Origin of the sequence: Streptomyces sp. NPDC079141, assembly GCF_040686775.1 — a bacterium.
Lineage (GTDB): Bacteria > Actinomycetota > Actinomycetes > Streptomycetales > Streptomycetaceae > Streptomyces.
The window spans coordinates 245,534-271,550 of sequence record NZ_JBFBLP010000011.1 but is presented as its reverse complement, the minus strand read 5'-3'; the positions used below and the strand labels follow the sequence as shown (position 1 = coordinate 271,550).

The window sequence follows — 26,017 nt, the reverse complement described above, 5'->3', positions numbered from 1 at the left end:
GACTGTATCCGATCGGCGGAGGGGCGGCTTCCGGGGGCGGGTCACTACCGGGCGACGGCACGGTCTGCCCATTCCCGGACACCCGTGGCAGACTTCTGACGTTCCGTCAGATATGGCTCCGGGGAGGGAACTTGTCGCGTACACGCACGCCTGTGATGGCCGGATGGTTCACCGAGGAAGAGGACGACTTCAGGCTTCTCGGGACGCGGTGTTCGGCATGCGCGTCGGTCTTCTTCCCACGCGAGGACACGCACTGCCGCAATCCGGGCTGCCCGGGCGGCAACCTGGAGGAGCTTGCGCTCTCCCGGCGGGGGCGCGTCTGGTCCTACACGGACAGCCGCTACCGGCCTCCGTCACCCTATGTGACGGATCCGGAACTTCCGTGGGAGCCGTACGCGTTGATCGCTGTGGAGCTGGAGGCCGAGCGCCTGGTGGTGCTGGGACAGGCGGTTCCCGATGTCACCGTCGCCGAGCTGACGGTGGGCATGGAGGTCGAGGTCGTGCCCGGAGTGCTCCACGAGGACGCGGAGACGGTCTGGACGACCTGGCACTGGCGGCCGACGGGGGGGACGGTGACGGCATGACGCAGGATGTGGCAGTACTCGGGGCGGGCATGCACCCCTGGGGCAAGTGGGGGCGCAGCTTCGTCGAGTACGGAGCGGCAGCCGCCCGAGCGGCGCTCGCCGACGCGGAGTTGGACTGGCGGGACATCGGATCGGTCGTCGGTGCGGACACCGTGCGTGGCGGCTATCCGGGGTATGTCGCCGGCGCGACCTTCGCCAAGACCCTGGGCTGGCAGGGCGCCCGGGTCACGAGCGTGTACGCGGCGTGTGCCTCCGGGGCGCAGGCCATCAGCACCGCGCGGGCCCAGATCCTGGCGGGTCTGGCCGAGACGGTGCTCGTCGTGGGTGCCGACGCCGCTCCCAAAGGGTTCTTCCGGCCTGCGGGAGGAGATCGGCCCGACGATCCCGACTGGCAGCGCTTTCGGATCCTCGGGGCGACCAACCCGACGTACTTCGGGCTGTACGCCCGTCGTCGCATGGCCCTGCACGGGGACACGCCCGAGGACTTCGCGCAGGTCAAAGTGAAGAACTCGGCCATGGGGGCGCTGAACCCGTACGCGCGCTACCGCAAGCGGGTCACAGCGGAGGAGGTGGCCGCCTCCGCCGTCGTCGCCGATCCGCTGCGGCTTCTGGACATCTGCGCGACCTCGGACGGCGGGGCGGCACTGGTGCTGTCCAGCATGGACTTCGCGCGTCGGCACGGTGCGGCGGAGCCGGTGCGGATCCGGGCGGTGTCCACGGTGACTCCTCGCTACCCCACCACCGTGCTCGACCTGCCGGACATCGCGACGGACTCCGCTGCGGCCGTGGAGCCCGCCGGCGAGACGTTCCGGGCGTCCATCGCGCGTGCCGCGTACGAGGAGGCGGGCGTCGGTCCCGAGGATCTTGGCCTGGCGGAGGTCTACGACCTGTCCACCGCACTGGAGCTGCAGTGGTACGAGGACCTGGGGCTGTGCGGAGAGGGGGAGGCGGCGAAGTTGTTGAGAGAGGGCGCGACGGGCCCGGGCGGGCGCATACCCGTGAATGCCAGCGGCGGGCTCGCCTCCTTCGGCGAGGCCGTTCCCGCCCAGGCTGTCGCTCAGGTCTGCGAGCTGGCCTGGCAGTTGCGCGGAGACGCGGGCGGCCGCCAGATCGTGGGGGCGAGCGTGGGCATCACGGCGAATCAAGGGCTGTTCGGGCACGGGTCGGCGGTGATCGCCGTGCGGTGAGCGAGGGGAAACGGGCCGCGAGCAGGGATCTCCACCGTGCGTGACCACCCCGGAATCCTGCGTGAACGTCTCATGAACTGCACTCGGGCGCACGACAGGAACGCCATCATGCTCCCGTGCGCTCCTGGTCGGACACTCTCCGCTTCGCCTTCCAACCGGTGGTCAACCTGACGACCGGCGGGGTGGCCGGGCTGGAGATTCTTGCCCGCCCGGAGACCGGCGACATCCTGGCCGAAGCCCGGCGCGATCCCGAACTCGACGGCGGGCTGGCCGTGTCGGCGGTGCGTGCGGCGGCCCACAAGGAGACACTGCTGCCACTGCACGTCAACGTGTTCGCCGGCACCCTCGCCGACCTCGGCGGGCTCGCCACGCTGTACGACGCGGTGCGGCAGGCGGGGAGGATGCCCTGGGAGGTGACGCTCGACGTCGGTCCGCCGTACACGCACGTGCCGCAGCAGGCGCTTCTGGAGGCGGTGGCCGCGTTGCGGGAGCAGGGCTTCCGGATCAGCGCGGACGGCGTCGGGGACGGTGACGTACCCCTGCGGCTGCTCGTCGACATGGCGCCCGATCTGGTGAAGCTCGACGCGTCGCTGCTCGCGCGGTCGCCGGCGGTGCGGGCGATGCGGACGCTGTGCGACCAGCTGGGGGCCCTGCTGTGCGTCGAGGGCGTGGAGACCGAACTGCAGTGTGCGGCGGCGCTGTCCGCCGGAGCGCAACTGGCGCAGGGTGAGCTGTTCGCGCCGCCGACTCGGCTGCCTGCGGCGGACGTATACGTTCCGCCCCGCTCCCCCGTCGGCAGTGTGCCGCCGCGGTCGGGGCCGGCGGTGCGGCAGTTCGTACGACCCGCCGCGCTGCTGCCCGCCACCGCCTCCGCGGGGCAGGTGCGGGCGCTGCTGACGGGGTCGCCGGACGTGTCCGGGGTCCTGCTGGTGGACGCGCGCGGAATGCCGGTGCGGTCGGTGCACCGGTCGCGCTTCCTGTTGTCGATGTCGGGACGCTTCGGCCACGCCCTGTACGCCGACCGGCCCGCGTTCAAGCTCGGCGACCCGCCCCGGACGGTGGGGGTCGATGCCACCGCCTGGGAAGTCCTGGACGTGGTCGCGATCGGCGGCCGGGACCGGACGTCGGACGACGTGGCGGTGGTCGACCGGTACGGCCGGTGCGTAGGCGTCGTGCGGCTCGCGGATCTCGTGCGGGCGCTGGCCGAGACCCGGGTCGAGGAGGCGGCCGGGCTCAATCCGCTGACGCGGCTGCCCGGTTCGGACGCGATCACCGGTGAGGTGGACCGGCGGATCGCGGACGGACGGACGTTCGCCCTCAGTTGGCTGGACGTCGATCACTTCAAGCAGGTCAACGACGGCGCCGGATTCGCCGCGGGCGACGAGTTGATCCGGTCCGTGGGGCAGGTCCTTCGGCAATCGGCGTCCGGAAGCACCAGCGTGGGACACATCGGAGGTGACGACTTCCTGGTCCTGGCAGATCCGGAAGGGATGGATCCGGTGGCCTCGACCGTGTTGGACGCGCCCTGGTCGGCGGGCGGGCGCTCCGTCACGTTGTCGTTGGCCACTGTCCTGTGCATGCCGGGAAGCGTGCGCGATCACCGGGAGGCCGCCGCCTGTCTGGCACCGCTGAAGCAGGCCGCGAAGGCGTTGCGCGGGGCCAGTTGGGTGCTCGGGCGCGCCGGGCTGCCGGGACACGAAGTCCGTCGCGGGGCAGGGGCGTCGGCTCCGCAGGCGCAGTGCGCGGTGATGGAGCCGGGAAGAGGCTGAAGTCAGGCTGCCGGCAGCATCACCGCTGTGAACGTCCCACCCCGCCGCGGCCGTCCGACGTCACCCCGCTCTTCCCTCGACCGGCGCCGCCGGCACGCACGGCGACCCGGCTGTATCCCCGCCCCTGGTCTGCTTCGCCGCACGACAGTTCGGTCAAGCGGCACTGTTCAACGACCGGATGATCCAAACGATGGGCACGCGCGGGTGTGCCGACAACCGTTGCCGTCCGCGACCTTGACGCCCTTGGGACGTCGGTGAACACTTCCGGTGTCAGTCGACATCGCCGTACATTCTCGGCGTACCAGGCACTCTGCGCTGCGGGGGCCCCGTCTGATCCGGGGCCCGCTCCCCCACGGGGCGATGCGACGACGACGGCACGCTCGTCACGGACGCCGGGCGGGGCGCGGGACCTCCCTGCCTTCGGCTGAAGTCGCCGTGGGAAACGCACCCTGCACGGAGGACCGGGGGTCGATGCTCCCGGCCCAGGGCCTAGGAGCCGCCATGAGCAACGGAGACATCTTCCTCGGTGAAGTCATCGGTACCGCGATCCTGATTCTCTTCGGCGCCGGAGTCGTCGCCGCCGTCGTACTGAACTACTCCAAGGCGAAGGACGCCGGCTGGGTCGTCATCGCGTTCGGCTGGGGATTCGGCGTGATGGCCGGGGCGTACACCGCCCGCCCGCTGTCCGGCGGGCATCTCAACCCCGCGGTGACCCTGGGCATCGCCATCGACACCGACGAGTGGGACAAGGTGCACATCTATGTGGCCGGGCAGATGGTCGGCGCGATCCTCGGCGCGGTGCTGTGCTGGCTGGTCTACTACGCGCAGTTCCAGGCCAACGCCGAGGAGGACAAGGCCCAGCCGACGCTCGGGATCTTCTCCACGGCGCCCGCGATCCGCAATCCCGTGGCGAACCTCATCACCGAGATCATCGCGACCGTGGGCCTGGTGCTGCCCATCCTGGCCTTCGGACTGACCAAGGGGCTCGGGGAGTCCGGTACCGCGATCCTGATCGTCTCGTTCCTGGTGGTCGGCATCGGTCTGTCGCTCGGCGGTCCCACGGGATACGCGATCAACCCGGCCCGCGACCTGGGCCCGCGGATTACGCACGCCATCCTTCCGATCCCCAACAAGGGCACCTCGGACTGGGGTTACGCGTGGATTCCGGTAGTGGGACCGCTGATCGGCGGGGCGCTGTCCGGGCTCATCTTCAACGCAGCCTTCTGAAGGAACCGACGAAGGGGACGTCATGACGGACAAGTTCGTCGCCGCTATCGACCAGGGCACCACCTCCAGCCGCTGCATCATCTTCAACCAGGACGGCGCGATCGTCGCCGTCGACCAGCGCGAGCACCGCCAGATCTTCCCCAAGCCGGGCTGGGTGGAGCACGACGCCACCGAGATCTGGTCCAAGGTGCAGGCGGTGGTAGCCGGGGCGATCGCCAAGGCCGGACTGCGCGCCGACCAGCTCAGCGCGCTCGGCATCACCAACCAGCGTGAGACGACGGTCCTGTGGGACCGCGCGACGGGCAAGCCCGTGCACAACGCGATCGTGTGGCAGGACACCCGAACCTCGGCGCTGTGCAACCAACTCGGCGGCTCGGACGGGCAGGACCGTTTCCGCGAGCAGACAGGGCTGCCGCTGGCCAGCTACTTCTCCGGCCCCAAGGCGGCCTGGCTGCTGGACAACGTGCCCGGACTCAGGGCCCGCGCCGAGCGCGGCGAGATCGCGTTCGGCACCATCGACTCCTGGCTGATCTGGAACCTCACCGGCGGAACGGACGGCGGACACCACGTCACCGACGTGACGAACGCCGGGCGCACCATGCTGATGAACCTGGAGACTCTCCAGTGGGACTCCTCGATCCTGTCCGCCATGAACGTGCCCGAGGCCGTCCTGCCGGAGATCAAGTCCTCCGCCGAGGTGTACGGAACCGCCGTCGGCCAGCTCTCCGGTGTGCCCGTCGCCTCCGCGCTGGGCGACCAGCAGGCCGCGGTGTTCGGGCAGGCCTGCTACGACGTGGGCACGGCGAAGAACACCTACGGCACGGGCAGTTTCCTGCTGCTCAACACCGGCAACCGGCCGGTGCCGTCGAAGAGCGGGCTGTTGACGACGATGGGGTACAAGATCGGCAGTGAGGCGCCGGTCTACTGCCTGGAGGGGTCAATAGCCATAACGGGCGCGCTGGTGCAGTGGTTCCGCGACCAGCTCGGCATCATCCGCACCGCCGACGAGATCGAGTCCCTGGCGGCAAGCGTCGACGACAACGGCGGCGCGTACATCGTGCCCGCCTTCTCCGGCCTGTTCGCGCCGTACTGGCGCTCCGACGCACGCGGCGTCATCACCGGCCTGACGCGGTACGTCACCAAGGGGCACCTCGCGCGCGCGGTGCTGGAGGCGACCAGCTGGCAGACGCGGGAGGTCGTGGACGCCATGTACCAGGACTCCGGGGTGCACATCACGACCCTGAAGGTGGACGGCGGCATGACGAAGAACAACCTGCTCATGCAGCACCAGGCGGATGTGCTCGATGTGCCGGTGATCCGGCCCAAGGTGTCCGAGACGACCTGTCTGGGCGCCGCGTACGCAGCCGGGCTGGCGACCGGCGTGTGGAACGACCTGGACGAGCTCAAGGCGCACTGGCAGAGGGACGTCGAGTGGACGCCCGCCATGGAGGCGTCGGTGCGGGACCGTGAGTACCGCAACTGGCGCAAGGCGGTGGAGAAGAGCTTCGGCTGGCTGGAGGACGGCGAGGAGTAGCCGCACACGCGCGTGGGCTTGGACTGCGGCCCGTACCCCGGTCGGCGGGGGTACGGGCCGTGCCCGCGGGGGCTATGTGGTGACGGTCTGCCGGCGGTCCGCCGCGTGGGCCATGGCGTGCCGGACGACGCCGATGAGGACTTCCTTGACGGACTCCCGGTCGCGGGCGTCGCACAGCACGAGCGGCACGTCGTCGTCGAGGTCGAGGGCCTGACGGACGTCGTCGGCGGGGTAACGGGCGGATCCCTCGAAGCAGTTGACGCCGACCAGGAAGGGTATGGCGCGCCGCTCGAAATAGTCGACGGCGGCGAAGCAGTCCTCCAGGCGGCGGGTGTCGGCGAGCACGACGGCTCCGAGGGCGCCCTCGGACAGTTCGTCCCACATGAACCAGAACCGCTCCTGGCCCGGTGTGCCGAAGAGGTACAGCACGAGGTCCTCGCGCAGGGTGATGCGGCCGAAGTCCATCGCCACGGTGGTCGTGTGCTTGCCCTCCACGCCGCTCGTGTCGTCCACCGGGCGTCCGGCCTCGGTGAGGAACTCCTCGGTGCGCAGCGGCCTGATCTCGCTGACCGCGCCGACGAGGGTGGTCTTGCCCACGCCGAAGCCGCCGGCCACAAGGATCTTGAGCGTGACGGGCTCGACCGGAGGCTTGCCGCGCTCAGAACGCCCGAAGATCATCGATCTCTTCTCCTGCTTGATGGGGGTCGGGAGACGGTGGGCCGTAGCCTCCGCCGCCGGGGGTTTCGATGACGAGGACGTCGTCGGGGCCGACGTCCGCCGAGTCGCTGCCGTCGAGTGCGGTGATCGTGCCGTCGGCCCGCTCCACCCGGTTGGCGCCGAGCGCGCCGGGTTCGCCGCCGGCCATGCCGTAGGGCGGGACCCTGCGGTGCTGGGACAGTGTGGAGACGGTCATGGGCTCGTGGAACCGGATGCGGCGTACGGCGCCGTCGCCGCCGCGCCATGCTCCGGCCCCGCCGCTGTCGCGCCGGACGGCGAACTCGTCGAGCTGTACGGGCAGTCGCCACTCCAGGACCTCGGGGTCGGTGAGCCGGGAGTTGGTCATGTGGGTCTGCACCACGGGCGCGCCGGGGAAGCCGTCACCCGCGCCGGATCCGGAGGCGACGGTCTCGTAGTACTGGTGACGCTCGTTGCCGAAGGTGACGTTGTTCATGGTGCCGGAGCCCTCGGCCTGGACGCCGAGCGCGGCATAGAGCGCGCCGGTGATCGCCTGGGAGGTCTCCACGTTGCCCGCGACGACCGCGGCCGGCGGCTCGGGGGCGAGCATGGAGCCGGGCGGCACGACGATCCTCAAGGGGCGCAGGCAGCCGTCGTTGAGCGGGATGTCGTCGTCGACCAGGGTGCGGAAGACGTACAGGACCGCGGCGTTGACGACCGAGAAGGGGGCGTTGAAATTGGTGGTCAGTTGGGGTGAGGTGCCGGTGAAGTCGACGGTGGCGGAGCGCTTTTCGCGGTCCACGCGCACGCGTACCCGGATGACGGCGCCGGAGTCGGTCTCGTAGGCGTACTCGCCGTCGTCCAGGGCGTCGATCACCCGGCGGACCGCTTCCTCCGCGTTGTCCTGGACGTGGCGCATGTATGCCTGGACGACGTCGAGGCCGAAGTCCTCGATCATGTGGGCGACTTCGTCGACGCCCTTCTGGTTGGCGGCGATCTGGGCCCGCAGGTCGGCCAGGTTGGTCTTCGGATTGCGGGAGGGGTAGGGCGCCTCGGTGAGCAGGCGCAGCGTCTCCTCCTCGCGGAAGCGGCCGTCCTCGGCAAGGAGCCAGTTGTCGAAGAGGACGCCCTCCTCCTCGATGGTGCGGCTGTCGGCGGGCATGGAGCCCGGGGCGATGCCGCCGATCTCGGCGTGGTGGCCGCGGGAGGCGACGTAGAAGAGAATCCGGTGACTCTCCGTGCTCTCCCTCTCGAAGACCGGGGTGATCACCGTGACATCGGGCAGATGCGTGCCGCCGTGGTACGGGTCGTTGACCGCGTAGGTGTCGCCGGGCCGCATCTGCGTGCCCCGCCGCCGGATGACCTCCTTGACGCTCGTCCCCATCGAGCCCAGGTGGACGGGGATGTGCGGGGCGTTGGCCACCAGGTTTCCGTCCGGGTCGAACAGGGCGCAGGAGAAGTCCAGGCGTTCCTTGATGTTGACGGACTGGGCCGTGGACTCCAGGCGGGCGCCCATCTGTTCGGCGATGGACATGAAGAGGTTGTTGAAGACCTCAAGGAGAACGGGATCCGCTTTCGTATCGAGATCGGAACTCTCCGTAATCGCCGCGCGTTCCATGACCAGATGCCCGTCGTCGGTCGTCGCGGCCCGCCAGCCGTCGTCCACGACGGTCGTCGCACCGGCCTCGGCGATGATCGCGGGGCCGATGACGGACTCGCCGGGAGGAAGGTCCTCTCGGCGGTGGAGGGGTACGTCGCGCCAGGTGCCGCCGGTGTGGAGTCGGACGGTGTCGGGCGCGGAGGCACGGCCCTGGTGGGTGGCCAGGGCGGAGAGATCGGGGGGTTGTGTGATGCCGGTGGCTTCCACGGAGAGGGCTTCGACGACGATCGGGCGATCGAGGGTGAAGGAGTACGTGGCTCGATGACGTTCTTCGAAGGTGTGGCGCATCGTGTCGGGCTCGGTCAGCTCGACGGTGAGTGTGGTGTCGGTGCCGTCGTAGCGGAGTTGGGCGCGGCGGGTGACCTGGATACGGTCCTGGGGGACGTCCTCGTCGAGGAGTTCGGCGCGGGCGGCGGCCTCCAGATCGTCGGCGGTCTTGAGGACGCCGGGCATCGAGGCGGCCTCCAGCGGGGCCTCGACGGACTGTTCGCGCATGGCCGTGGTGTCGGCGAGCCCGATGCCGAGCGCGGAGAGGACACCGGCCATGGGCGGCACGAGCACGGTGCGGATGCCGAGCGAGTCGGCGACCTTGCAGGCGTGCTGACCGCCGGCACCACCGAAGGTGGTGAGGGCGTACCGGGTGACGTCGTGGCCCTTCTGCACGGAGATCCGCTTCACGGCATTGGCAATGTTGGCAACGGCGATCTGCAGGTAGCCCTCGGCGACCTGCTCGGGCGTGCGGTCGTCGCCGGTCCGCTCGCGGATCTCGCGCGCGAGGGCGGCGAAGCGGTCGCGGACGAGCTCCGCGTCGAGCGGCTGGTCGCCGTCCGGGCCGAACACCTCGGGAAAGTGGGCGGGTTGGATGCGGCCGAGCATGACGTTGGCATCGGTGACGGCGAGCGGGCCGCCGCCGCGGTAGCAGGCGGGCCCCGGGTCCGCGCCCGCCGAGTCGGGGCCCACCCGGTAGCGGGATCCGTCGAAGTGGAGGATCGAGCCGCCACCGGCCGCGACGGTGTGGATGTCGAGCATGGGGGCACGCAGCCGGACGCCGGCGATCTGGGTGGTGAAGACGCGCTCGTACTCGCCGGCGAAGTGCGAGACGTCGGTGGAGGTGCCTCCCATGTCGAAGCCGATGACGCGGTCGAAGCCGGCCAGCTGCGACATGCGGGCCATGCCGACGATGCCACCGGCGGGGCCGGACAGGATGGCGTCCTTGCCACGGAACTGTCCGGCCTCGGCGAGGCCGCCGTTGGACTGCATGAACATCAGCCGGACGCCCTCAAGTTCGTCGGCCACGTGCTGCACGTAGCGGCGCAGCACGGGCGAGAGGTAGGCGTCGACGACGGCGGTGTCCCCGCGCGGGACGAGCTTCATCAGTGGGCTGACCTCGCTGGACAGCGAGATCTGGGGAAAGCCGGCGCGGGCGGCCAGGCGGCCGACGGCCTGCTCGTGGGCGGGGTGGAGGTGGCTGTGCATGCAGACCACGGCGACGGCGCGGATCCCGTCGTCGTACGCCTGGCGCAGTGGCCCGGAGAGTGCCTCCAGGTCGGGGGCGCGCAGGACGGTGCCGTCCGCGGCGATGCGTTCGTCGATCTCGATGACGCGCTCGTACAGCAGCTCGGGGAGTTCGATGCGGCGGGCGAAGATGCGGGGACGGTTCTGGTAGGCGATGCGCAGGGCGTCCCGGAAGCCGCGGGTGATGAGCAGCAGGGTGCGCTCGCCCTTGCGTTCCAGAAGCGCGTTGGTGGCGACCGTGGTGCCCATGCGGACGGCCTCGACGGGGTCGTCGGAGCCCTGCATCAGCGCGCATACGCCCGCGACGGCCGCGTCGGCGTAGCGCGCCGGGTTCTCCGACAGGAGCTTGTGCGTGAGCAGCCGGCCGTCCGGGCGTCGCGCGACGATGTCGGTGAAGGTGCCGCCTCGGTCGACCCAGAACTGCCAGCCTGTCACGTCAGTACCCCGCTTCCGCGCCGGTCACAGCGCCCGGAGGCCGTTGATCACGTCGCGCAGAATACTCTCGTCCACCAGTTCCGCAGGGGGAACCGGCCGGTTCACATGGACGAGTTCCCCGTCCACCAGGTCGCCGACGAGGACCCGGACCACTCCGATGGGCAGGTCGAGTTCGGCGGCGAGTTCGGCGATCGACTGGGGGGCGTCGCGGCACAGCGCGACGATGTCCACGTGCTCCGGGGACAGCGTCGTGTCCTCTTCCGGATCGTCGGCGTGCCGCTCCGTGACGACGACCGCGATGAGGTCGAGCCGGTGCTGGGCCGCACTGGTGGTGCGGCCGCGCGTCATGGCGTACGGACGGACGACCGGTCCGGCCTCGTCGTCGAACCAGTGGCTTCTTCCCTGACCGTCTGGGCTCATGTCATCCCACTACCCGCCAGAGGGCAGATCGGTGCGTGGAGCCGCGGCCAGATGTACACCGACGCGCTTGACCAGGAGGGTCATCTCGTAGGCGACCTGGCCGACGTCGGAGTCGGCAGCCGAGAGGACGGCCAGGCAGCTGCCGTCTCCCGCGGCCGTCACGAACAGGAACGCGTCGTCGAGTTCGACGACCGTCTGGCGCACGCTGCCGGCCTCGAAGTGGCGGCCCACGCCCTTGGCGAGGCTGTGGAATCCGGAGGCGACGGCGGCCAGGTGCTCGCTGTCCTCCCGGGTCAGGTCCTTGGACGCGCCCGTCGGCAGGCCGTCCCCGGAGAGCACGATGGCCTTGCGGATACTGGCGACGCGATCCACCAGGTCGTCGAGGAGCCAGTTGAGTTCCCCGGACTTGTTGGTCGCTGTATGGCCGGTCACCTTCGGTGCGGTCATCGACCGTCCCCCTTTGTCGTTCCTCGTGGTGCTGTGCCGCTGTGGGCGTCGTCGCCCGCGGCGTTCTCGTCGCGGCCCCGCTGCCAGCCGCGCTGGAGCGAGGCCATGCGGCTGCGTACCTCGTCCGCGTCCCGTTCGACGGGCTCCACCCGGTCCTCGGTGGGCCGGACGGGGTCCTGTCGGAGCTGCGGGGCGAGGTTCGCCTGTCGTACGCGCCGGGGCAGCGGTCCCGTGTCGGAGCCGGTCTGGTGCTCCGTGGGGGCCGGACGGCGGTCCGGTGCGTCCGTCCTGCTGGATTCGATCGCGGCGCGACGGGTGCGTCGGGGCAGTGCGGGGGGCTCCCCGGTACCGTCCCGGCCGGCGGCCGCCGCGGTGTCGGCTCGCGCCCCGGGCGGATCCGATGCGCCGGGGCCGCGGCGCAGGGGTGCGGCCCCGCCGCGCCGGGTCGGCAGCGCCGCGGTGGGAGCCGGCTGCGGGTTGCTCGGGCCAGACGCCGGCCCGTCGGCAGTCCCGCCCCGGCGCTCGGCGACCGGACGTCCATGGGAGCTGACCAGCTTGGGCGCATGCCGGCGGGGCAGCGGCACCGGGGCGCTGAGGTGGTTGTCCGTGGCGTCGTGCCCAAGGCCGCCGGAGGTGGGCGGTTCCTGGCGGGCGTGGTCGTCGTGTCGGGCGTCGGTGGTGTCCTGGGCGCGGCTGAGGTGGGAGCGGCGGGGCCGGAACAGCCCGCCGCGCTCGCCGTCCTCGTCGTCCAACGCGTCCGGGAAGTCGTCCAGGGCGTCCAGGTCGACTGGCGCCTCCAGTTCGACCGGGCCGTCCAGCAGCTTCGAGGGCAGGCCCGGCAGCTGCACGGGCACTTGGGCGAGAGCGCTCCGGCGGCTCTCGTCCAGACGGCCGGCCTCCTCCAGCCGACGGCTCTCCTCCAACTCGGCTTCCTTGGAGGGGCCGGGCCGGTCGAGGCGGAAGCCGATGCCGTTGGTGTCGGGGATGTCGTCCGTCAGCAGGGCGTCGGGAATGAACACGACGGCCGTGGTGCCGCCGTAGGGCGACGGCTGCAGGGAGACGCGGACGTTCTGCCGCTGGGCGAGCCGGCTGACCACGAAGAGGCCGAGCCGGTCGGTGTCGGAGAGCTCGAACTCGGGGGTCTCGGCGAGCCGGAGGTTGGCGTCCAGGAGAGCGTCGGCGGCCATTCCGAGTCCGCGGTCGTGGATCTCCAGGGTGAAGCCGTTGGCGACACGATCGCCGAGCACATGGACGGCGGTGTGCGGCGGGGAGAACACCGTGGCGTTCTCCAGGAGTTCGGCCACGAGATGGGTGAGGTCCGCGACCGCCGGTCCGGTGACGGCGACGCGCGGAAGGCGGCGTACCTCGATGCGCTCGTAGTCCTCGACCTCGGCGACGGCGGCCCGCACCACGTCCATGAGCTGGACGGGTTTGCGCCACTGCCGGGAGGGGGCGGCGCCGGAGAGGATCACCAGGCCCTCGGCGTGCCGGCGCATACGAGTGGTCAGGTGGTCGAGGCGGAACAGGTCGGCGAGTTCGTCGGTGTCCTCGGTCCGGCGTTCCATGGTGTCGAGAAGGGTGAGCTGCTTGTGAAGGAGCACCTGGCTGCGACGGGCGAGGTTGACGAAGACCTCGGAGACGCCGGCACGGAGCTCGGCCTGCTTGACGGCGGCCTCGACCGCAGCTCGCTGGAGGGTGTTGAGGGCCTGGCCGACCTCGCCGATCTCGTTCTTGTCGTACTCCAGGCGCGGGACCTCGGTCTCCACGTCAACCTGTTCGCCGACGGACAGACGGCGCATCACGCTGGGCAGTCGGACGCCGGACGCCTCGTGGGCCTCCAGGCGCAGCTGCCGCAGGTCGCGGATGAGACCGCGGCCGATGCGCACGGAGAGGAACAGCGAGACCAGCAGGGCGATCAGACCGAGGACGCCGGCGATGGCGGCCTTGGCGATGACGCCCATCGCGACGGGACGGACGCGGTCCTGATAGCGGTCGCCCGCCTCGTCGTTGAGCTTGCCGAGCTCTTCCAGCACATGGCCCGCCGCGGTGTCCCAGCTCTTCGCGGTGACACCGCTCGGTGTGCCGGGGCCGGCCGCGACGGCGGAGTCCTCGGCCACGAAGAGGCGGGCGGTGTCGGCGTTCTTCCAGAAGCGCTTGAAGCGGTCGCGCTCCCAGGAGGGCAGGAGCGCGAGGTTGACCTCGTAGATCAGGGTGCGCTGGGCGGCGTAGTCGGAGACCTGGCGGACCTCTTCGCGGGAGAGCCTGCCGACGACGAGGGCGGAGCCGAGCAGGGCGTCCTCGCGGGAGAGCAGTTCACGGGCGCGGGCGAGGCTGACCAGGGCGCGGTACTGCTTGTCCATCTCCACGTTGTCGACGACATGGAGGTTGGCGAGCAGGATGTAGCAGGGCTCGACCATGTCGTTGTAGAGCTTGAGGGCCTGGGCGCGGTTGACGGTGCCGTCCTCGATGCTGCGCCGCAGGGACGTGATGCCGTCGAAGGCGTCCAGGACGGCGGTCATGCGCTCGTCCGTGCCCTGGCCCATCGCGTCACGCACGTCCGGCTTCTCCGCGTTCCTGCGGATCTCGGAGACGGCCTTGTCCGTGGCGATGCGGCTGCGCCTGAGGGCGGCGAGCCCGTCGGAGGCCCGTGGGTCGGCCAGGTAGACGAGGGTCTGGCGACGTTCCTGCTGGAGCACCCGGACGGTGTCCTCGATGGGGTAGGCGATCTTCTCAACGACGGAGGACACGTTGAACAGCTCTTGTGCCTCGCGTCCCGTCAGTACCGTGGCGAAGCCCCAGATCGCACTCAGGGACACCAGCGGCACGAGAAGCAACGCCACGATCTTCCGGCGGATGGACTTCCCGCGAAAGCGCATGGCCTCCCCCAGCTCGACCCCCGCCGGCCCGGGGGCACACATGTACGTCAACAAACGGCGCGAGCCTACTACCGACGCATGCGTAACTCGAAGAGTCATCCGGAAGCCGAACTTCCGCACCAGGGTCAAGACATGGGGAGTTGTCCGATCATTACGGGAGATTGCCTCCCCGAATCCGGCGTCTGCCACCGAAACCAATCCGGCCGCCCTGTCAGGTCAGTTGGCCGGTTTTCTTCCGTCATCGGGAATCTTCCGGGCGCGTCGTTCGTCCTTCTCTACGGGAAATGGGGGCGGAATCGGCCACAGGAGCCGCATCCCGTCACCGGGCGGCGTAAAACAGCGCAAGCCGGGCAGCCACTGGGGAGCCGGGTCTTCGGGCGCAGGAGCGAGGGGTGTGCTGGCGGTGGGGAGTGACACGTTGATGGGCACGGCGGAGCGGCGCGTGGCATCCGACGAGAGCGGGGCGACGGCGCCTTCGACGGTGCGACAGGGCGTCCAGGCGCCGGATCACGACATTCCGGCACGGGGGCGTGCGGTCATGGGCGCAGACGATCTTTGTCCGGAGACCGACCGCCGACCGGCACCGTACGCGGGTGCCGGCCGGGTCGGCGAAGGCTCCGCCGAGCGTGCGACGGCGCGCGAGCAGGCGCCTTACCGGCCGCTGTGGGTCGAGGAGCCGGCGCGGCGCCGGAGGATGCCCGATCCGGTGCGCACGGCGGCAGTTCGGGCCGTGCTGATCATCGCCGTGACGCTGATACAGGCGATGGTGGCCTTCCTGTGCACCTTGGCCGGATCGTGGCTGGCGTTCCCGATGGTGCTCAGCAGTGTGGCCAGCACGGTGGTGGCCACCTGGGGCGCGCTCGACGTCTGGGTGACCCGCCAGGTGTGGAACCAGCGCAACGGCGTGGTCTCGGCGCCGAGCAGCACCGCGCGTGCGCTGCGACGCGAGCGGCGCAGGGCACGGCGACAGGCACGGACCGCCGAGCGGGCCCAGGAGCGGATACGCGGGCAGGGCGGCACCGGGCAGCTGTCGCACCCCTGACGGGCGGACGGGCGGGACGGGCGGCGGACGCTGCCGCCGCCGAGTGGGCGGCCCAAGTCGGCCTTCCCGCTGGGGGTTCAGTCGCCTGGGTGGACAGTCACTGGGACGCTGGACGGTTACTGGGACGCTGGACGGCCACCGGGACGTTGGACAGTCGCCGGGGCTCCGAGAGTTCGCGTGCCGACCCTCCGCCCCCTCAGGCACCTCCGCGCCCCCCTCCCAGCCCTCAACACGCAGCCGACCCCACCCGCCCCTCCCCCCCCTCCCGCGCAAGCTCACGTCGTGCCCGCATGAACGGGCGTGGGCGGTCCACGGAGAGTACGGCGGTCGTGTGGCCGTCCCTCTTGTAGAGGGCGAGGAAGCCTCCGTCGGCCGGTGCCCCGTCGGCAAGGCCGCCAACCCGTGCGTCACGACGATGATGATCGGCGAGAAGTGCGCGGATCTGCTGAAGGAGGACGCCCTTTAGGCCTGCTGGGGCTCCTGGGCCGGCTGGGCCTGGGGCCGCTTGAACATCCGCGTCGCCGTGATCTCGCTGTGCACCGCCTCCTCCGTCCGGGCCTGCTGCGGCAGCCCCGGGCGGAGGTGCTCCTCCACGCTGATGTACTTCAGGCCCGCCCTGAGGTCGGCGTCGTTCCGCAGCCGGATGACCAGCGGGAACTCGGCGAGGGCGGTCGTGTCGAACAGCCCTGTGGTGTACAGCAGCTGGACTCCCAGGGCGTCCGACACGGCCCGCTGGAGCTCCAGCAGGTATGTCGCGTTGGCACGCCCGATTGGGTTGTCGAGGAACAGCGTGCCCGCGTGCCGGTGCTTGTCCCGGCCCCGGTCGTTGGACCGGAGCGCGGCCATCGTGCAGTACAGCGCGATGGCGGCGGTGAGCAGCTGACCGCCGGAGAACACGTCGCCCATCTGCCCGACCGGCACGCGCTCGGCGCGCAGCACGGCGTCGGGCTTGAGGATCTCCACGGCGATGCCCTTGGGCTGGAGGGCGGCGCCGACACCGCGCAGCAGCAGGGACATTCCGTCGCGGCGCAGGTCGGAGTTCTTCTTCACCGCCGCGCGGGTCGCCTCGTCGATGACCTCCCCGAGCCGCTCGGTGAGCGTGGCCTGGTCGGGCTCCTCGAAGCGGATGCGCAGGAACTCCTGCCCGGACCACTCGCCGAGGCCCTCCGGCAGCCGGGAGAGCCGCTGGGCCGACCGCAGGGTGGCGAGCGCCGACTCCACCAGCCCGCGCAACCGGTCCACGATCGAGTCGCGGTTGCGCTCCAGCTGCTCCAACTCGTCGGTGAGGACCCGCAGTCGGGGCGCGAACGCGTCCGCCCACTTCTGGGCGTGCTCGGGCAGCGCGGAGGCGGGCAGCTCACGGATCTGCTGCCGCGCGGGCGTGCGCACCTGCTCGTAGCGCGTGGCGTTGGCGTGCCGCACGAGAACGTCGCTCGCCTCGCGTACGGCGGCCTCGGCGGCGGACAGGTCTGCGGCGCAGCCGCGCAGGGACCGGCGGGCCTCGGCGGCGGACTGCCGGGCCTCCTCCAGGCTCCCCGGGTACGGCTCGGGCTCCTCCTGCTCCTCCTCGGCGGCGTGCTCGCGCAGCAGGTCGCGGAGCATCGCGGCGATCTCGTCGAAGCCGCCGGCCGCGTCCTCGGCGGCGCGGTGTGCGTCGAGCAGTTCGGCGTGGGCCTCGCGGGCCTGGCCGAGTGCCTCGGTGCGCGAGGCGAGTTCGGCGGTCGCCGTGCGCAGCAGCGCCTGGGCGTGCTCGGCGTCGCGCGGCTGAAGCCCTTCGGACAGCTCGGTGTGCGCCTCGCCGTCCTCGGGCGCGTGCCGCTCGGCCTCGCCGCGCAGCCGCCCGAGCTGCTCGCTCGCGGTCGACATACGGGTCTCCAGGAGCTGTACGAGCTCCTCCGCGCGCGCGGCGGCCGCCTGCCGGGAGGGTCCGTCGGAGCCGTCGGGCGACTGAAGCAGCTGCTCCGCGCGCGTGCGGACCTTGTTGCTCAGCCGGTCCAACTCCGCGCGCGCCGCGCTCTCGTCGCTCTCCGCGCGGGCCTGCTCGGCCCGCAGATCGGCGCCCACACCGACCTTCTCGTACACCTGCGAGGCAGCCCGATAGGCCTCGCGCAGGGCGGGCAGCGACGCCTTGGGAGCATCCGCCTCGGTCTCCGGTACGTCGTCGGGGGCGCCCGCGATCTCGGAGCGCTCGGCGCGCAGCGCACGTGCGGTGCGCCGGGCGTCGTCGGCGGCGCGCTGGGCGGCGCGCCGGTCCTCGTCGGCGGCGCGGGCGCGCTCCAGGCAGACCTGGGCCCGGGCCTCCGACTCGGCGGCCTCGTCGGCGAGTTCGCGCAGGCGGGCCTGCCAGCCGGAGCGCTCGCGCAGCCGGAAGGCGAGTCCGGCGAGGGCGTCGGCGGCCCGCCGGGCCTTCTGCGCGGCCTCCTGCCGCTCGTCGCGCGCCTGGGCGGCCTCGGCGGCGGCTTCGTCGGCCTCGGCGCGCACGGTCCGCGCCTCGGCCAGCTCGGCCTCGCTCTCCTCGGCGAACGCGCGCGTCTGTCCGGCGGCCTCGCCCAGCTCGGCCATCCGTCCGGCGGGGCAGCCGGTGCGCCAGGAGGCGAGCCGCGCGGCCAGCTCCCGGTCCTTGCCGAGCCGCGCGGCGAGGTTGCGGATCTCCTCGTCGCGTTCGGTCGCCCGCGCGCGCAGCGCCTGCCGCTCCTCGTCGGCGGCGTGCTCGTCGTGCATGGCCGGGTTCGGCGGTACGAGGAAGACGTCGCCGCTCTGCGTGTCCGTGCCCGGCGTCGGCGCGAGCAGGGCGGCGGCGGTGCCGACGGCCACGGCGGACCGGGGCAGCAGCGCCGCGTCGCCGAGTACCTCGCGGGCACGCGCGTGCGTGTGCGGGTCGGTGATGATCACGCCGTCGACCAGCTCGGGTCGGGCGGCCAGCACGCGCGCGTGGTCGGTGGGGTCGACGGCCTGGGCGAGGTAGCGCCAGCCGGGCAGTGCGGGGATGCCCTGCTCGCCGAGGAACTCCACGGTCGCCAGCACGTCCGGACCGGGCGGCAGCAGTCCGCCGTCGCCGAGCGCGCCGAGGATCCGGGAGTCGTCGGCGGCGGCCGTCCGCAGCTCGAACAGCTGCCGTTCGGCGGAGGAGACGGCGTCGTCGAGGAGTTCGCGCAACTCGTCGGCGAACCGGTCGAGTTCCTCGGGGCTCAGCCCGTGCGGGCCGTCGCTCTCCTGGCGGGGCTGCGGCAGGGCCCCTCTTGTCTCTCCGGTCAGGCTGAGCAGCTCCGCCAGCCGTTCCTCGGCCGCCAGCGCCTCCGCGAGCCGGCGCTCGGCCTCGTACGACCGCTCCGCCGCGGTCGCCGCGTCGGCCGCGCGGGCCGCGGTCAGCTCCGCGCGTGACTCCGTGGCGGCCGCCTCGCGCGCGTGCTCCGACGCCCGTCGGGAGGCCTCGCGCGCGGTGTCCCAGGCGGCGACGGCCGTCTTCTCGGCGTCGCTCGCGGCGAGGGCGGCGCGGGCCGGGTCGGCGTCCGGGGCGCTGTCGTCGAGCCAGCCGGCGCGCACGGCCTCGGCCGTCTCCTGCTCGACCTCGGCGAGCCGCTGCTTGAGGTGCCCGACCTCACTGCGGGCCCGCTGGGCCTCGGTGGCGGCGGAGGTGGCGTCCCGGTGGGCGGCCTCGCCGACCTCCTGGAGGGCGGCCGAGCGCTCCTCGCCCTCGTTGGCGAGGTTCTCGGCGCTCTCCGCGGCCGCGTGCAGCGCCCGTACGAGGTCGACGGCGGCCTTTGCGCGGGCGGCGAGCGCGGGGGCCGCGTCGCGTTCGGCCTCCTGGATCGCGGCGGCCACGCGCGCGACCCGGTCGGCGGCGGCGCGGTGGCGCAGCACGGCCTCGGCGGCCTGCCAGGCGGAGTGCAGGGTGCGTGCGTCGGCGAGCTCGCGCTTCTGTGCGGCCGCCGACTTCTCGGCGGCGGCGAGCGCCAGCGAGGCGTGCCGGTAGGCGAGTTCGGCGGCGACCGAGGCGCTGCGCTGCCGCGCCGCCTCGGCGTGCGTGACGGCGTATGCGGCGGCGGTGACCCGCTGGGCGAGGTCGGCAGCCCGCACGCGCTCCTGCACGCCGCGCGCGGAGAGCCGGCGGGCCAGCGTCCTGGTGCGCCGCTCGGCCCCGGCGTGGATGTCCCGCGCGCGTGAGCGGACCTCGGCCGCCTCGACGATCCGTCCGAGCAGGTCGACCGACCCGGCGGTGAAATCCCGTTCGGCCATCAGCTCGGCGCGGCGGCCCAGCTTGTTGCCGAATCCGCTGACCAGGTCGGCGAGCCCGTCGGTGTCCCGGGTGTCCGTGACCGCGCGCAGCAGCAGGTCGGTGAAGTCGGAGTCCTTCTTGACCGCGAAGAGACCGGCCGCCTCGCCCTCGTCGGCGTTCATCTCCCGCTGGTAACGGAAGAGTTCGGGGTCCAGGCCGAGGTCGCCGAGGTGCTCGATCCAGCGGTCGTGGATCTCCTCCCAGTGCACCTCCAGGTGCGGGTACGCCTTGCCCGCCTCGGTGAGGGCGTCCCGGAAGCCCTTCATCGTGCGGCGGCGGCCCTGCGCTCCCGACTGGCCCTCCACGGCGGGCCGTACGGCGGTGGACTCGGCGACGGGGAGGTTGTCCAGGCTGAGCCCGGGGCCGGGCCGGAAGGAGTACCAGGCCTCGGCGAACTTCCGCGGGTCGTTGGAGACCTGCCGTCCCCGCCATTCGCTGACCTTGCCGACGACGACGCACTCGCCGGTGAGCGTGTGCTGCCACTCCAGGGCGACATGCCCGCAGTCGTCGGCGAGCAGGAACTTGCGCAGCACACCGGAGCTGGCGCCGCCCAGGGTGTTGCGGTGGCCCGGCAGCATCACGGAGAAGATCAGCTTCAGGAGTACGGACTTGCCGCCGCCGTTCTCCAGGAAGAGCACGCCGGCGGGCGCGGGCCGGCGCGGCGGGCCGACGGGCTCCTCCTCGAAGAACTCCGCCTGGGTGGGCGCGGGGTCGGGCACGGGCTCACCGACACCCCGCAGGTCAAGCACGGTGTCGGCATAGCGCGCACCGGCGGGCCCGATGGAGTAGAGGCGGACCCGGGACAGCTCGTACATGGCGGACTCTCGTAAGTCTTCGGCAGGTGGGGGGAGTTCAGGAGTGGAACGGCAGCCCGGCGTCGGCCACCAGCTCCAGGTCGTCGCCGTCCTCGGGCGGCAGCAGCGTCGCCGTGCCGTCGGTGACGGGGACGACGCCCAGCTCCAGCAGCTCGGCCAGCGCGGCGCTGCCGGCCATGTCGCGGACCTGGAGCTGGTAGCGGGCGGTCGTGCGGTACGTGCCGCCGTTGTCGTCGCCCGTCCGCTGCAGGAAGCCGGAGTCGGTGAGGAAGGCGACGGCCTTGCCGACGATGCCGGTGGTGGAACCGGCGAGTCTGCGGGCGTCCTTGGTGGCGCCGGTGGCGGAGCGTCTGGCCCAGATCCGCCAGGCGGCCTCCAGACCGGGCGCGTCGGTGGCCGGGTCGGTGTTCTCGCCCTGTTCCTCGGCGCGCTCCTCCAGCCGCCGGCAGGCCTGGCGGACGAACGCGTCGACGCCGTTGACGGAGACCCGCCCGATGTAGCCGTCGTCGGCGAGGTCCTCGGGCCGCGGGAACGCCAGGGCGGCCACCGCGAGATGGGCGAGACCGTGCAGGAAGCGGTCCCCGGAGTCGGCCGAGGTCCGCTTCGCGTAGTCGCCCATGCGCACGGCGAACACCGAGTCCTCGGCGGCGGTCACCGCCATCCCCGCGCGCGGGGACACCTCCAGCACGACCAGCCCGAGCCCGGCGGCCACGGCGTCCGCGAGCCGCGCGAAGGGCGGGTCCTCCCGGTAGCGGCGCAGCAGCTCCGTGTACTCCTGATCGCGCGCCGGCTGCAGCTTGGGCTGGAGCCCGAAGGCGACGAGCCGCGCCGCGTCGGCGGCGTCGGCGGGCGTGACGGCGGCGGAGACCGGTGCGGGGCCGGTCTCCTGCTCACTCCACTCGACGTGCTCGCTCACGGTCGGTCTCCTTGCTGCGCTGTCACTCGGTTCATGCCGCTTCCGTCCTGTCCGCCGCCATCCCGGCCGCGTCCAGCAGGGCCGTGCCGACGATGAGGTCGGCCCCGCCGAACTCGGGATCGTCCAGCTCGGTCCCGTCGTCCACGGCGAACAGCAGCTTCTCCTCGCCCTGCCGGTAGGCGGTACCGACCGGCGGGCTGGCCGCGTGCACCGCCAGCAGGGCCACGAGATACGGCAGATCGGGATCCGACCGTCTGGCCTCGGCCAGCAGCCCCGACAGCCGCCGCGGGGCGTCCGCGGGCAGGTCCAGCAGTTCCGTCGCGGCGGCGAGCTGCTCCTCGCTGAACCGGCTGTCGTCCGGGGTCGCGATGAGGTCCGGCTCGGGCATCTCCGCGCCCAGGTGCTCCCGCTCCACCGGCGGCGTCAGCAGTATGTCGACCAGATCCGTGACCCGGACGGACACGGGGGTGCGCAGCCCGGTCCCGCGCGCGAAGAACGCGTCCGTGACGCGCACGGCCTGTCCCACGGCCAGCGGCAGCACGGGGGCGACGAGATGCCCGTACAGGTCTGTCCCCGAGGTCGTCATGGGGGTGGCGAAGGCCTGCCGGTCCTGCTCCGCGCGGAACAGCGGCCCGGCCTCCAGCAGGCGCGACTGCAGCTGGGTGTGGCGTCGGATGCAGTCCTTGACGATGTCGACCAGCTCGGCGGCCCGCCGCTTCTGCTCGGGGTCCTCGGACTCGTCGCGGGCCTTGCGGATGTTGGTGAGGATCGCGTTCTCGTGCCGGTAGCGGTCGGCCACATGGTCCAGCGCCTCGGCGATCATGTCGGGCACGGCGTTCAGCCAGTCCACCGCGCGGACGTTGCGCCGGGTCGCGTCCAGGGCCTTGCGCAGGGTCTCCGAGTACTGCACGGTCCGGTACCGGGCCTGCTCGGCGGCGAGCTGGGCGTCGGCCAGGCGGCCCCGGCTGATCAGCACCTCCAGCTTGACCTCGGCGGCGATCTGCGCGCTGGTGACGTCGGTGTCGAGGGCGCCGACGAGGACGTTGACGGCCTCGTCGGTGGTGCGGAGGTAGACCGTGCCGCCGGGGCCCGGCACCTCCTCGATCAGCTTGAAGTCGTAGTCGCGGCGCACATAGGTGCCGTCGGGCGCGAAGGTGCCGTACACGGCGCGGAAGCCGCGGTCGACACTGCCGACGTTGATCAGGTTCTCCAGGACCCAGCGGGCCACGCGCTCGTGCTCGGCGACGGGCCGTCCCGGGGCCTGGGCGGCGATGCGCGGGATGAGCCGGGCCACGATCTGGTCGTGGTCGGCGCCCGTGTCGAAGTCCATGTTCAGGGTGACCAGGTCGATGGCGGCGAGCGCCACCTCGGCCATGCCGTACACCGAGTACTCGCCCGCCAGGTTGGCCTTGCGGGCGTCGAGGTCGTGCAGCGGGGCGGTGCAGGCGAGCGCGCGCAGCCGCCGCGCCAGTCCCTCGTCGGCGGCCGGACCCGGCGCGGGTCGCGGCCCCGCGCTGAGCTGGGGCGGAACGCTGTCCGTCGGTGCAGGCGAAGTCACGGTGCACAGACTAGGTCCTCGGTCTGACATCGACCCAAACGACCCAGAAGCGACGGGCGTCACTCCCGCACGACAGACCTCAGCCGAGGCCCGTGCCGTCCTCGCCCACCCGGCGCCGGTAGACCTCCACGACCCGGCGCAGGGAGTCGTCGAGGTAGACGGCGAGGAGCCGCTCGGCCCGGTCCCGGTCCCCGTCCTGCAGGGCCTGGAGGATCTCCAGATTGCGGACCAGATACGGCTCGTGCAGCCGGCGCGAGTCGTCCACGACGTGGAAGGCGAGCCGCAGTTCGGCGAAGACGCTGCGCATCAGCTCGTCGGTGCGGTCGCTGCCCGCCAGCGAGACCAGCTCCCGGTGGAAGTGGATATTGGCCGTACCCAGGCCGTTCCAGTCACCTTCGTGAGCGGCCCGCTGCCCCTCGGCGACCGCCTCGACGAGGCCGTCGAGCGCGTACGGCGGCTCGCCGAGCCCTCGGACGACCGCGCACTCGACCAGGCCGCGGGTGCGGTAGATGTCCTCGACGTCCTCGACGCTCAGGACCCGCACGAAGACGCCCCGGTTCAGCTCGTGGACGAGCAGGCGTTCGTGGGTGAGCAGCCGGAACGCCTCGCGGAGCGTGTTGCGGGAGACGCCCAGGGCGCCGCCGATGCTGTCCTCCGACAGACGGGTGCCGGGCGGGAAGTACCCCTCGGCGATGCGGGTCCTGAGGATGTCCGAGACCCGCTCGGCGGTGCTGGTGCGCCCCAGGAGGGCACGGTCGTCGGCCAGACCCGTCAGCTGCTGTGCCATGCCCGGAATTCAATCGCAGACACAAGAACGAAACAACACGGGTATTGAGGGATCGTTCAACGATCCTCTACGTTGCTCTGCACGGCGCCGCTTCCCTCACCGCGGCGCCGACCGCTTCCGCACGGCACGGCTCAGTCCCAGCACCCTCCGTCTCCCTCTGCGAGGTGCACATGAGCACGACCCCTCCCACCACCCGCACCCGTCCCGCTACAGATGACCGACGCGCCGACGACGGCGCGCTGGGCTGGCTGCGCGCCCTGGGCCCGCGAGGCCGCCGCGCCTTCGCCGGCGCGTTCGGCGGCTACGCCCTGGACTCCTACGACTACTTCACCCTGCCGCTGAGCATGGTGGCGCTGGCCGCGTACTTCGGCCTGGACAGCGGCCAGACCGGCCTGTTCACCACGGTCACGCTCGTGGTCTCGGCGGTGGGCGGCGCGCTGGCCGGCGTGGTGGCGGACCGGATCGGCCGGGTCAAGGCGCTGATGATCACCGTCATCACGTACGCGGTCTTCACCGTGGCCTGCGGCTTCGCGCCCAACTACGAGACGCTGCTGGTGTTCCGCGCCCTCCAGGGCCTCGGGTTCGGCGGCGAATGGGCGGTCGGCGCGATCCTGGTCGCCGAGTACGCGAGCGCGAAGCACCGCGGCCGCACCCTCGGCGCGATCCAGAGCTCCTGGGCCGTGGGCTGGGCACTGGCCGTGATCATGTACACGCTGGTCTTCTCGTTCCTCGGCGACGACCTCGCCTGGCGCGTGATGTTCTGGACCGGCGCGCTGCCCGCGCTGCTCGTGGTCTGGATGCGGCGCCGCGTTCATGACGCGCCCCAGGCGGTGGCGGTGCGCGAGCGGAGCGCCGGGCGCGGATCCTTCGCGGCGATCTTCAAGCCCGGCCTGCTGCGCACGACGGTCTTCGCGGTCCTGCTCTCGACCGGCGTCCAAGGCGGCTACTACACCCTGGCCACATGGGTGCCGACCTACCTGAAGACGGAACGCGAGCTGTCGGTCGTCGGTACGGGCGGCTATCTGACGTTCCTGATCTCGGGCGCCTTCCTCGGCTACCTGACCGGCGGCTATCTCACCGACCGGCTGGGCCGGCGCCGCAACATCTGGCTGTTCGCACTGCTGTCGGCCCTGTGCATCCTGGCGTACGCGAACATCCCGAGCGGCGCCAACACCCTGCTGCTGATCCTCGGCTTCCCCCTCGGGTTCTGCATGTCGGCGATCTTCAGCGGCTTCGGGTCCTTCCTGAGCGAGCTGTACCCGACGGCGGTGCGCGGCACGGGACAGGGCTTCACGTACAACACCGGCCGCGCCGTGGGCGCCGTCTTCCCGACGACGGTCGGCTTCCTGGCCGACAGCTGGGGCGTGGACGGAGCACTGGTCTTCGGCGCGATCGGCTACGGCCTGGCGGCGCTGGCCCTGCTCGGGCTGCCGGAGACGCGCGGGAAGGAGTTGGCGTGAACCGCACGGACGACCGCCCCCTGACCGTCGTCGACGAGCACGCGCACGCGTGGCGGCCGAGGGACGCCCGGGCCCGCTTCCGCGCGGGTCTTGCGGGCCCCACCGCCGGCGTCGCGGCCGGCCACACCCAGGTCAACCTGATCTCGGTGCCCGCCGACTGGGCGTACGACATGCTGCTGTTCTGCCAGCGCAACCCCAAGCCCTGCCCGGTGCTGGACGTCACCGACGCCGGGTCCACCACGACCGTCCTCGCCGAGCGCGCGGACCTGCGCACCGATCTGCCGCGCTACCGGGTGTGGCAGGACGGTGAGCTGGTGGACGAACCGACGGACGTGCGGGCGCACTGGCGCGGCGACCTGGTGTCGTTCCTGATCGGGTGCAGCTTCACCTTCGAGTGGGCGCTGACCGAGGCGGGTGTCCCGATCCGCCACATCGAGCAGGGCCGCAATGTCCCGATGTACGTGACCGACCGTCAGTGCCGTCCGGCGGGACGGCTGCACGGCCCGATGGTGGTGTCGATGCGGCCGGTCCCGCCGGAGCACCTGGCCGCCGCGATCCGGGAGAGCAGTCTGCTCCCGGCGGTGCACGGCAGCCCGGTGCACTGCGGCGATCCCGCGGGGCTCGGCATCGACGACCTCGGCCGCCCCGACTTCGGCGACCCGGTGGACGCCGCGCCCGACGACATCCCGGTGTTCTGGGCCTGCGGGGTGACCCCGCAGGCCGCCGTGACGGCCTCGCGGCCGCCGTTCGCCATCACGCACGCACCGGGACAGATGTTCGTGACCGACGCCCGCGACGAGCAGTACCGCGTGGCCTGAGAGAAAACCCGAAGGA

18 protein-coding genes and 1 pseudogene are annotated in these 26,017 nt (G+C 72.0%); 9 read left to right on the top strand and 10 right to left on the bottom strand.

Translation table 11 applies throughout. The features are described from left to right. Window positions 1-152 precede the first annotated feature (152 nt). The 5 genes from AB0Q90_RS27925 (at window position 153) to glpK (ending at window position 6,301) form a co-directional block, all read left to right on the top strand. Entirely contained in the window at window positions 153-584 is a 432-nt protein-coding gene (locus AB0Q90_RS27925; RefSeq protein WP_363164637.1) for a zinc ribbon domain-containing protein, read from the top strand. Then, on the top strand, window positions 581-1,771 hold the full coding sequence (locus tag AB0Q90_RS27920) for a lipid-transfer protein (protein WP_363164544.1): 1,191 nt from the start codon (window positions 581-583) through the stop codon (window positions 1,769-1,771). The genes AB0Q90_RS27925 and AB0Q90_RS27920 overlap by 4 nt, the downstream gene beginning before the upstream one ends. A 116-nt stretch (window positions 1,772-1,887) precedes the next feature. Beyond that, window positions 1,888-3,540 (top strand): GGDEF domain-containing protein, encoded by a 1,653-nt coding sequence (locus AB0Q90_RS27915; protein WP_363164545.1) that lies wholly within the window; start codon window positions 1,888-1,890, stop codon window positions 3,538-3,540. 501 nt (window positions 3,541-4,041) lie between these two features. Continuing rightward, window positions 4,042-4,767: an MIP/aquaporin family protein gene (locus AB0Q90_RS27910; protein ID WP_363164546.1), complete on the top strand. Its 726-nt coding sequence runs from the start codon at window positions 4,042-4,044 to the stop codon at window positions 4,765-4,767. A 22-nt stretch (window positions 4,768-4,789) separates the two neighbouring features. After that, complete coding sequence (glpK, locus tag AB0Q90_RS27905) at window positions 4,790-6,301, top strand: glycerol kinase GlpK (protein WP_363164547.1); 1,512 nt, start codon at window positions 4,790-4,792, stop codon at window positions 6,299-6,301. A gap of 72 nt (window positions 6,302-6,373) precedes the next feature. Here glpK and AB0Q90_RS27900 read toward each other — a convergent pair whose 3' ends face one another. From AB0Q90_RS27900 to AB0Q90_RS27880, 5 genes are read right to left on the bottom strand one after another with little or no spacing between them, the layout of a single operon-like run. Further along, window positions 6,374-6,979 carry an ATP/GTP-binding protein gene (locus AB0Q90_RS27900; protein ID WP_363164548.1) on the bottom strand — a complete coding sequence of 202 codons (606 nt, stop codon included), beginning with the start codon at window positions 6,977-6,979 and terminating at the stop codon, window positions 6,374-6,376. After that, window positions 6,960-10,586: a hydantoinase B/oxoprolinase family protein gene (locus AB0Q90_RS27895; RefSeq protein ID WP_363164549.1), complete on the bottom strand. Its 3,627-nt coding sequence runs from the start codon at window positions 10,584-10,586 to the stop codon at window positions 6,960-6,962. Before AB0Q90_RS27895 ends, AB0Q90_RS27900 begins: the two co-directional genes overlap by 20 nt. Before the next feature lie 24 nt (window positions 10,587-10,610). Beyond that, a complete protein-coding gene (locus AB0Q90_RS27890; RefSeq protein WP_363164550.1) occupies window positions 10,611-11,006 on the bottom strand; it encodes a DUF742 domain-containing protein in 396 nt (131 codons plus the stop codon). Between the two features lie 9 nt (window positions 11,007-11,015). Further along, entirely contained in the window at window positions 11,016-11,453 is a 438-nt protein-coding gene (locus AB0Q90_RS27885; protein ID WP_363164551.1) for a roadblock/LC7 domain-containing protein, read from the bottom strand. Continuing rightward, window positions 11,450-14,329: a nitrate- and nitrite sensing domain-containing protein gene (locus AB0Q90_RS27880; protein WP_363164552.1), complete on the bottom strand. Its 2,880-nt coding sequence runs from the start codon at window positions 14,327-14,329 to the stop codon at window positions 11,450-11,452. The genes AB0Q90_RS27885 and AB0Q90_RS27880 overlap by 4 nt, the downstream gene beginning before the upstream one ends. A 421-nt stretch (window positions 14,330-14,750) precedes the next feature. Between AB0Q90_RS27880 and AB0Q90_RS27875 the strand changes: the two genes are divergently transcribed. Continuing rightward, on the top strand, window positions 14,751-15,371 hold the full coding sequence (locus AB0Q90_RS27875) for a hypothetical protein (RefSeq protein ID WP_363164638.1): 621 nt from the start codon (window positions 14,751-14,753) through the stop codon (window positions 15,369-15,371). 226 nt (window positions 15,372-15,597) lie between these two features. Here AB0Q90_RS27875 and AB0Q90_RS27870 read toward each other — a convergent pair. After that, window positions 15,598-15,762: pseudogene (locus AB0Q90_RS27870) on the bottom strand (NAD(P)/FAD-dependent oxidoreductase); the annotation flags it as partial. On the opposite strand from AB0Q90_RS27870, the gene AB0Q90_RS27865 reads away from it, so the two are divergent. Further along, on the top strand, window positions 15,703-15,837 hold the full coding sequence (locus tag AB0Q90_RS27865; RefSeq protein WP_363164553.1) for a hypothetical protein: 135 nt from the start codon (window positions 15,703-15,705) through the stop codon (window positions 15,835-15,837). The pseudogene AB0Q90_RS27870 and the gene AB0Q90_RS27865 overlap by 60 nt on opposite strands. Here AB0Q90_RS27865 and AB0Q90_RS27860 read toward each other — a convergent pair. The 4 genes from AB0Q90_RS27860 to AB0Q90_RS27845 form a co-directional block, all read right to left on the bottom strand. Then, complete coding sequence (locus AB0Q90_RS27860; RefSeq protein ID WP_363164554.1) at window positions 15,834-20,462, bottom strand: hypothetical protein; 4,629 nt, start codon at window positions 20,460-20,462, stop codon at window positions 15,834-15,836. The genes AB0Q90_RS27865 and AB0Q90_RS27860 overlap by 4 nt on opposite strands. A gap of 37 nt (window positions 20,463-20,499) precedes the next feature. Next, window positions 20,500-21,378, bottom strand: coding sequence for a hypothetical protein (locus tag AB0Q90_RS27855; protein WP_363164555.1), 879 nt, complete (start codon window positions 21,376-21,378; stop codon window positions 20,500-20,502). A gap of 31 nt (window positions 21,379-21,409) precedes the next feature. Beyond that, window positions 21,410-22,936, bottom strand: coding sequence for a hypothetical protein (locus tag AB0Q90_RS27850; protein WP_363164556.1), 1,527 nt, complete (start codon window positions 22,934-22,936; stop codon window positions 21,410-21,412). Window positions 22,937-23,015: 79 nt separating this feature from the next. Beyond that, on the bottom strand, window positions 23,016-23,723 hold the full coding sequence (locus tag AB0Q90_RS27845; protein WP_363164557.1) for a GntR family transcriptional regulator: 708 nt from the start codon (window positions 23,721-23,723) through the stop codon (window positions 23,016-23,018). 170 nt (window positions 23,724-23,893) lie between these two features. Here AB0Q90_RS27845 and AB0Q90_RS27840 point away from each other — a divergent pair, with 170 nt between their 5' ends. Next, window positions 23,894-25,183: an MFS transporter gene (locus AB0Q90_RS27840; protein ID WP_363164558.1), complete on the top strand. Its 1,290-nt coding sequence runs from the start codon at window positions 23,894-23,896 to the stop codon at window positions 25,181-25,183. Next, window positions 25,180-26,001 carry a putative hydro-lyase gene (locus AB0Q90_RS27835; protein WP_363164559.1) on the top strand — a complete coding sequence of 274 codons (822 nt, stop codon included), beginning with the start codon at window positions 25,180-25,182 and terminating at the stop codon, window positions 25,999-26,001. Before AB0Q90_RS27840 ends, AB0Q90_RS27835 begins: the two co-directional genes overlap by 4 nt. Window positions 26,002-26,017: the final 16 nt, after the last annotated feature.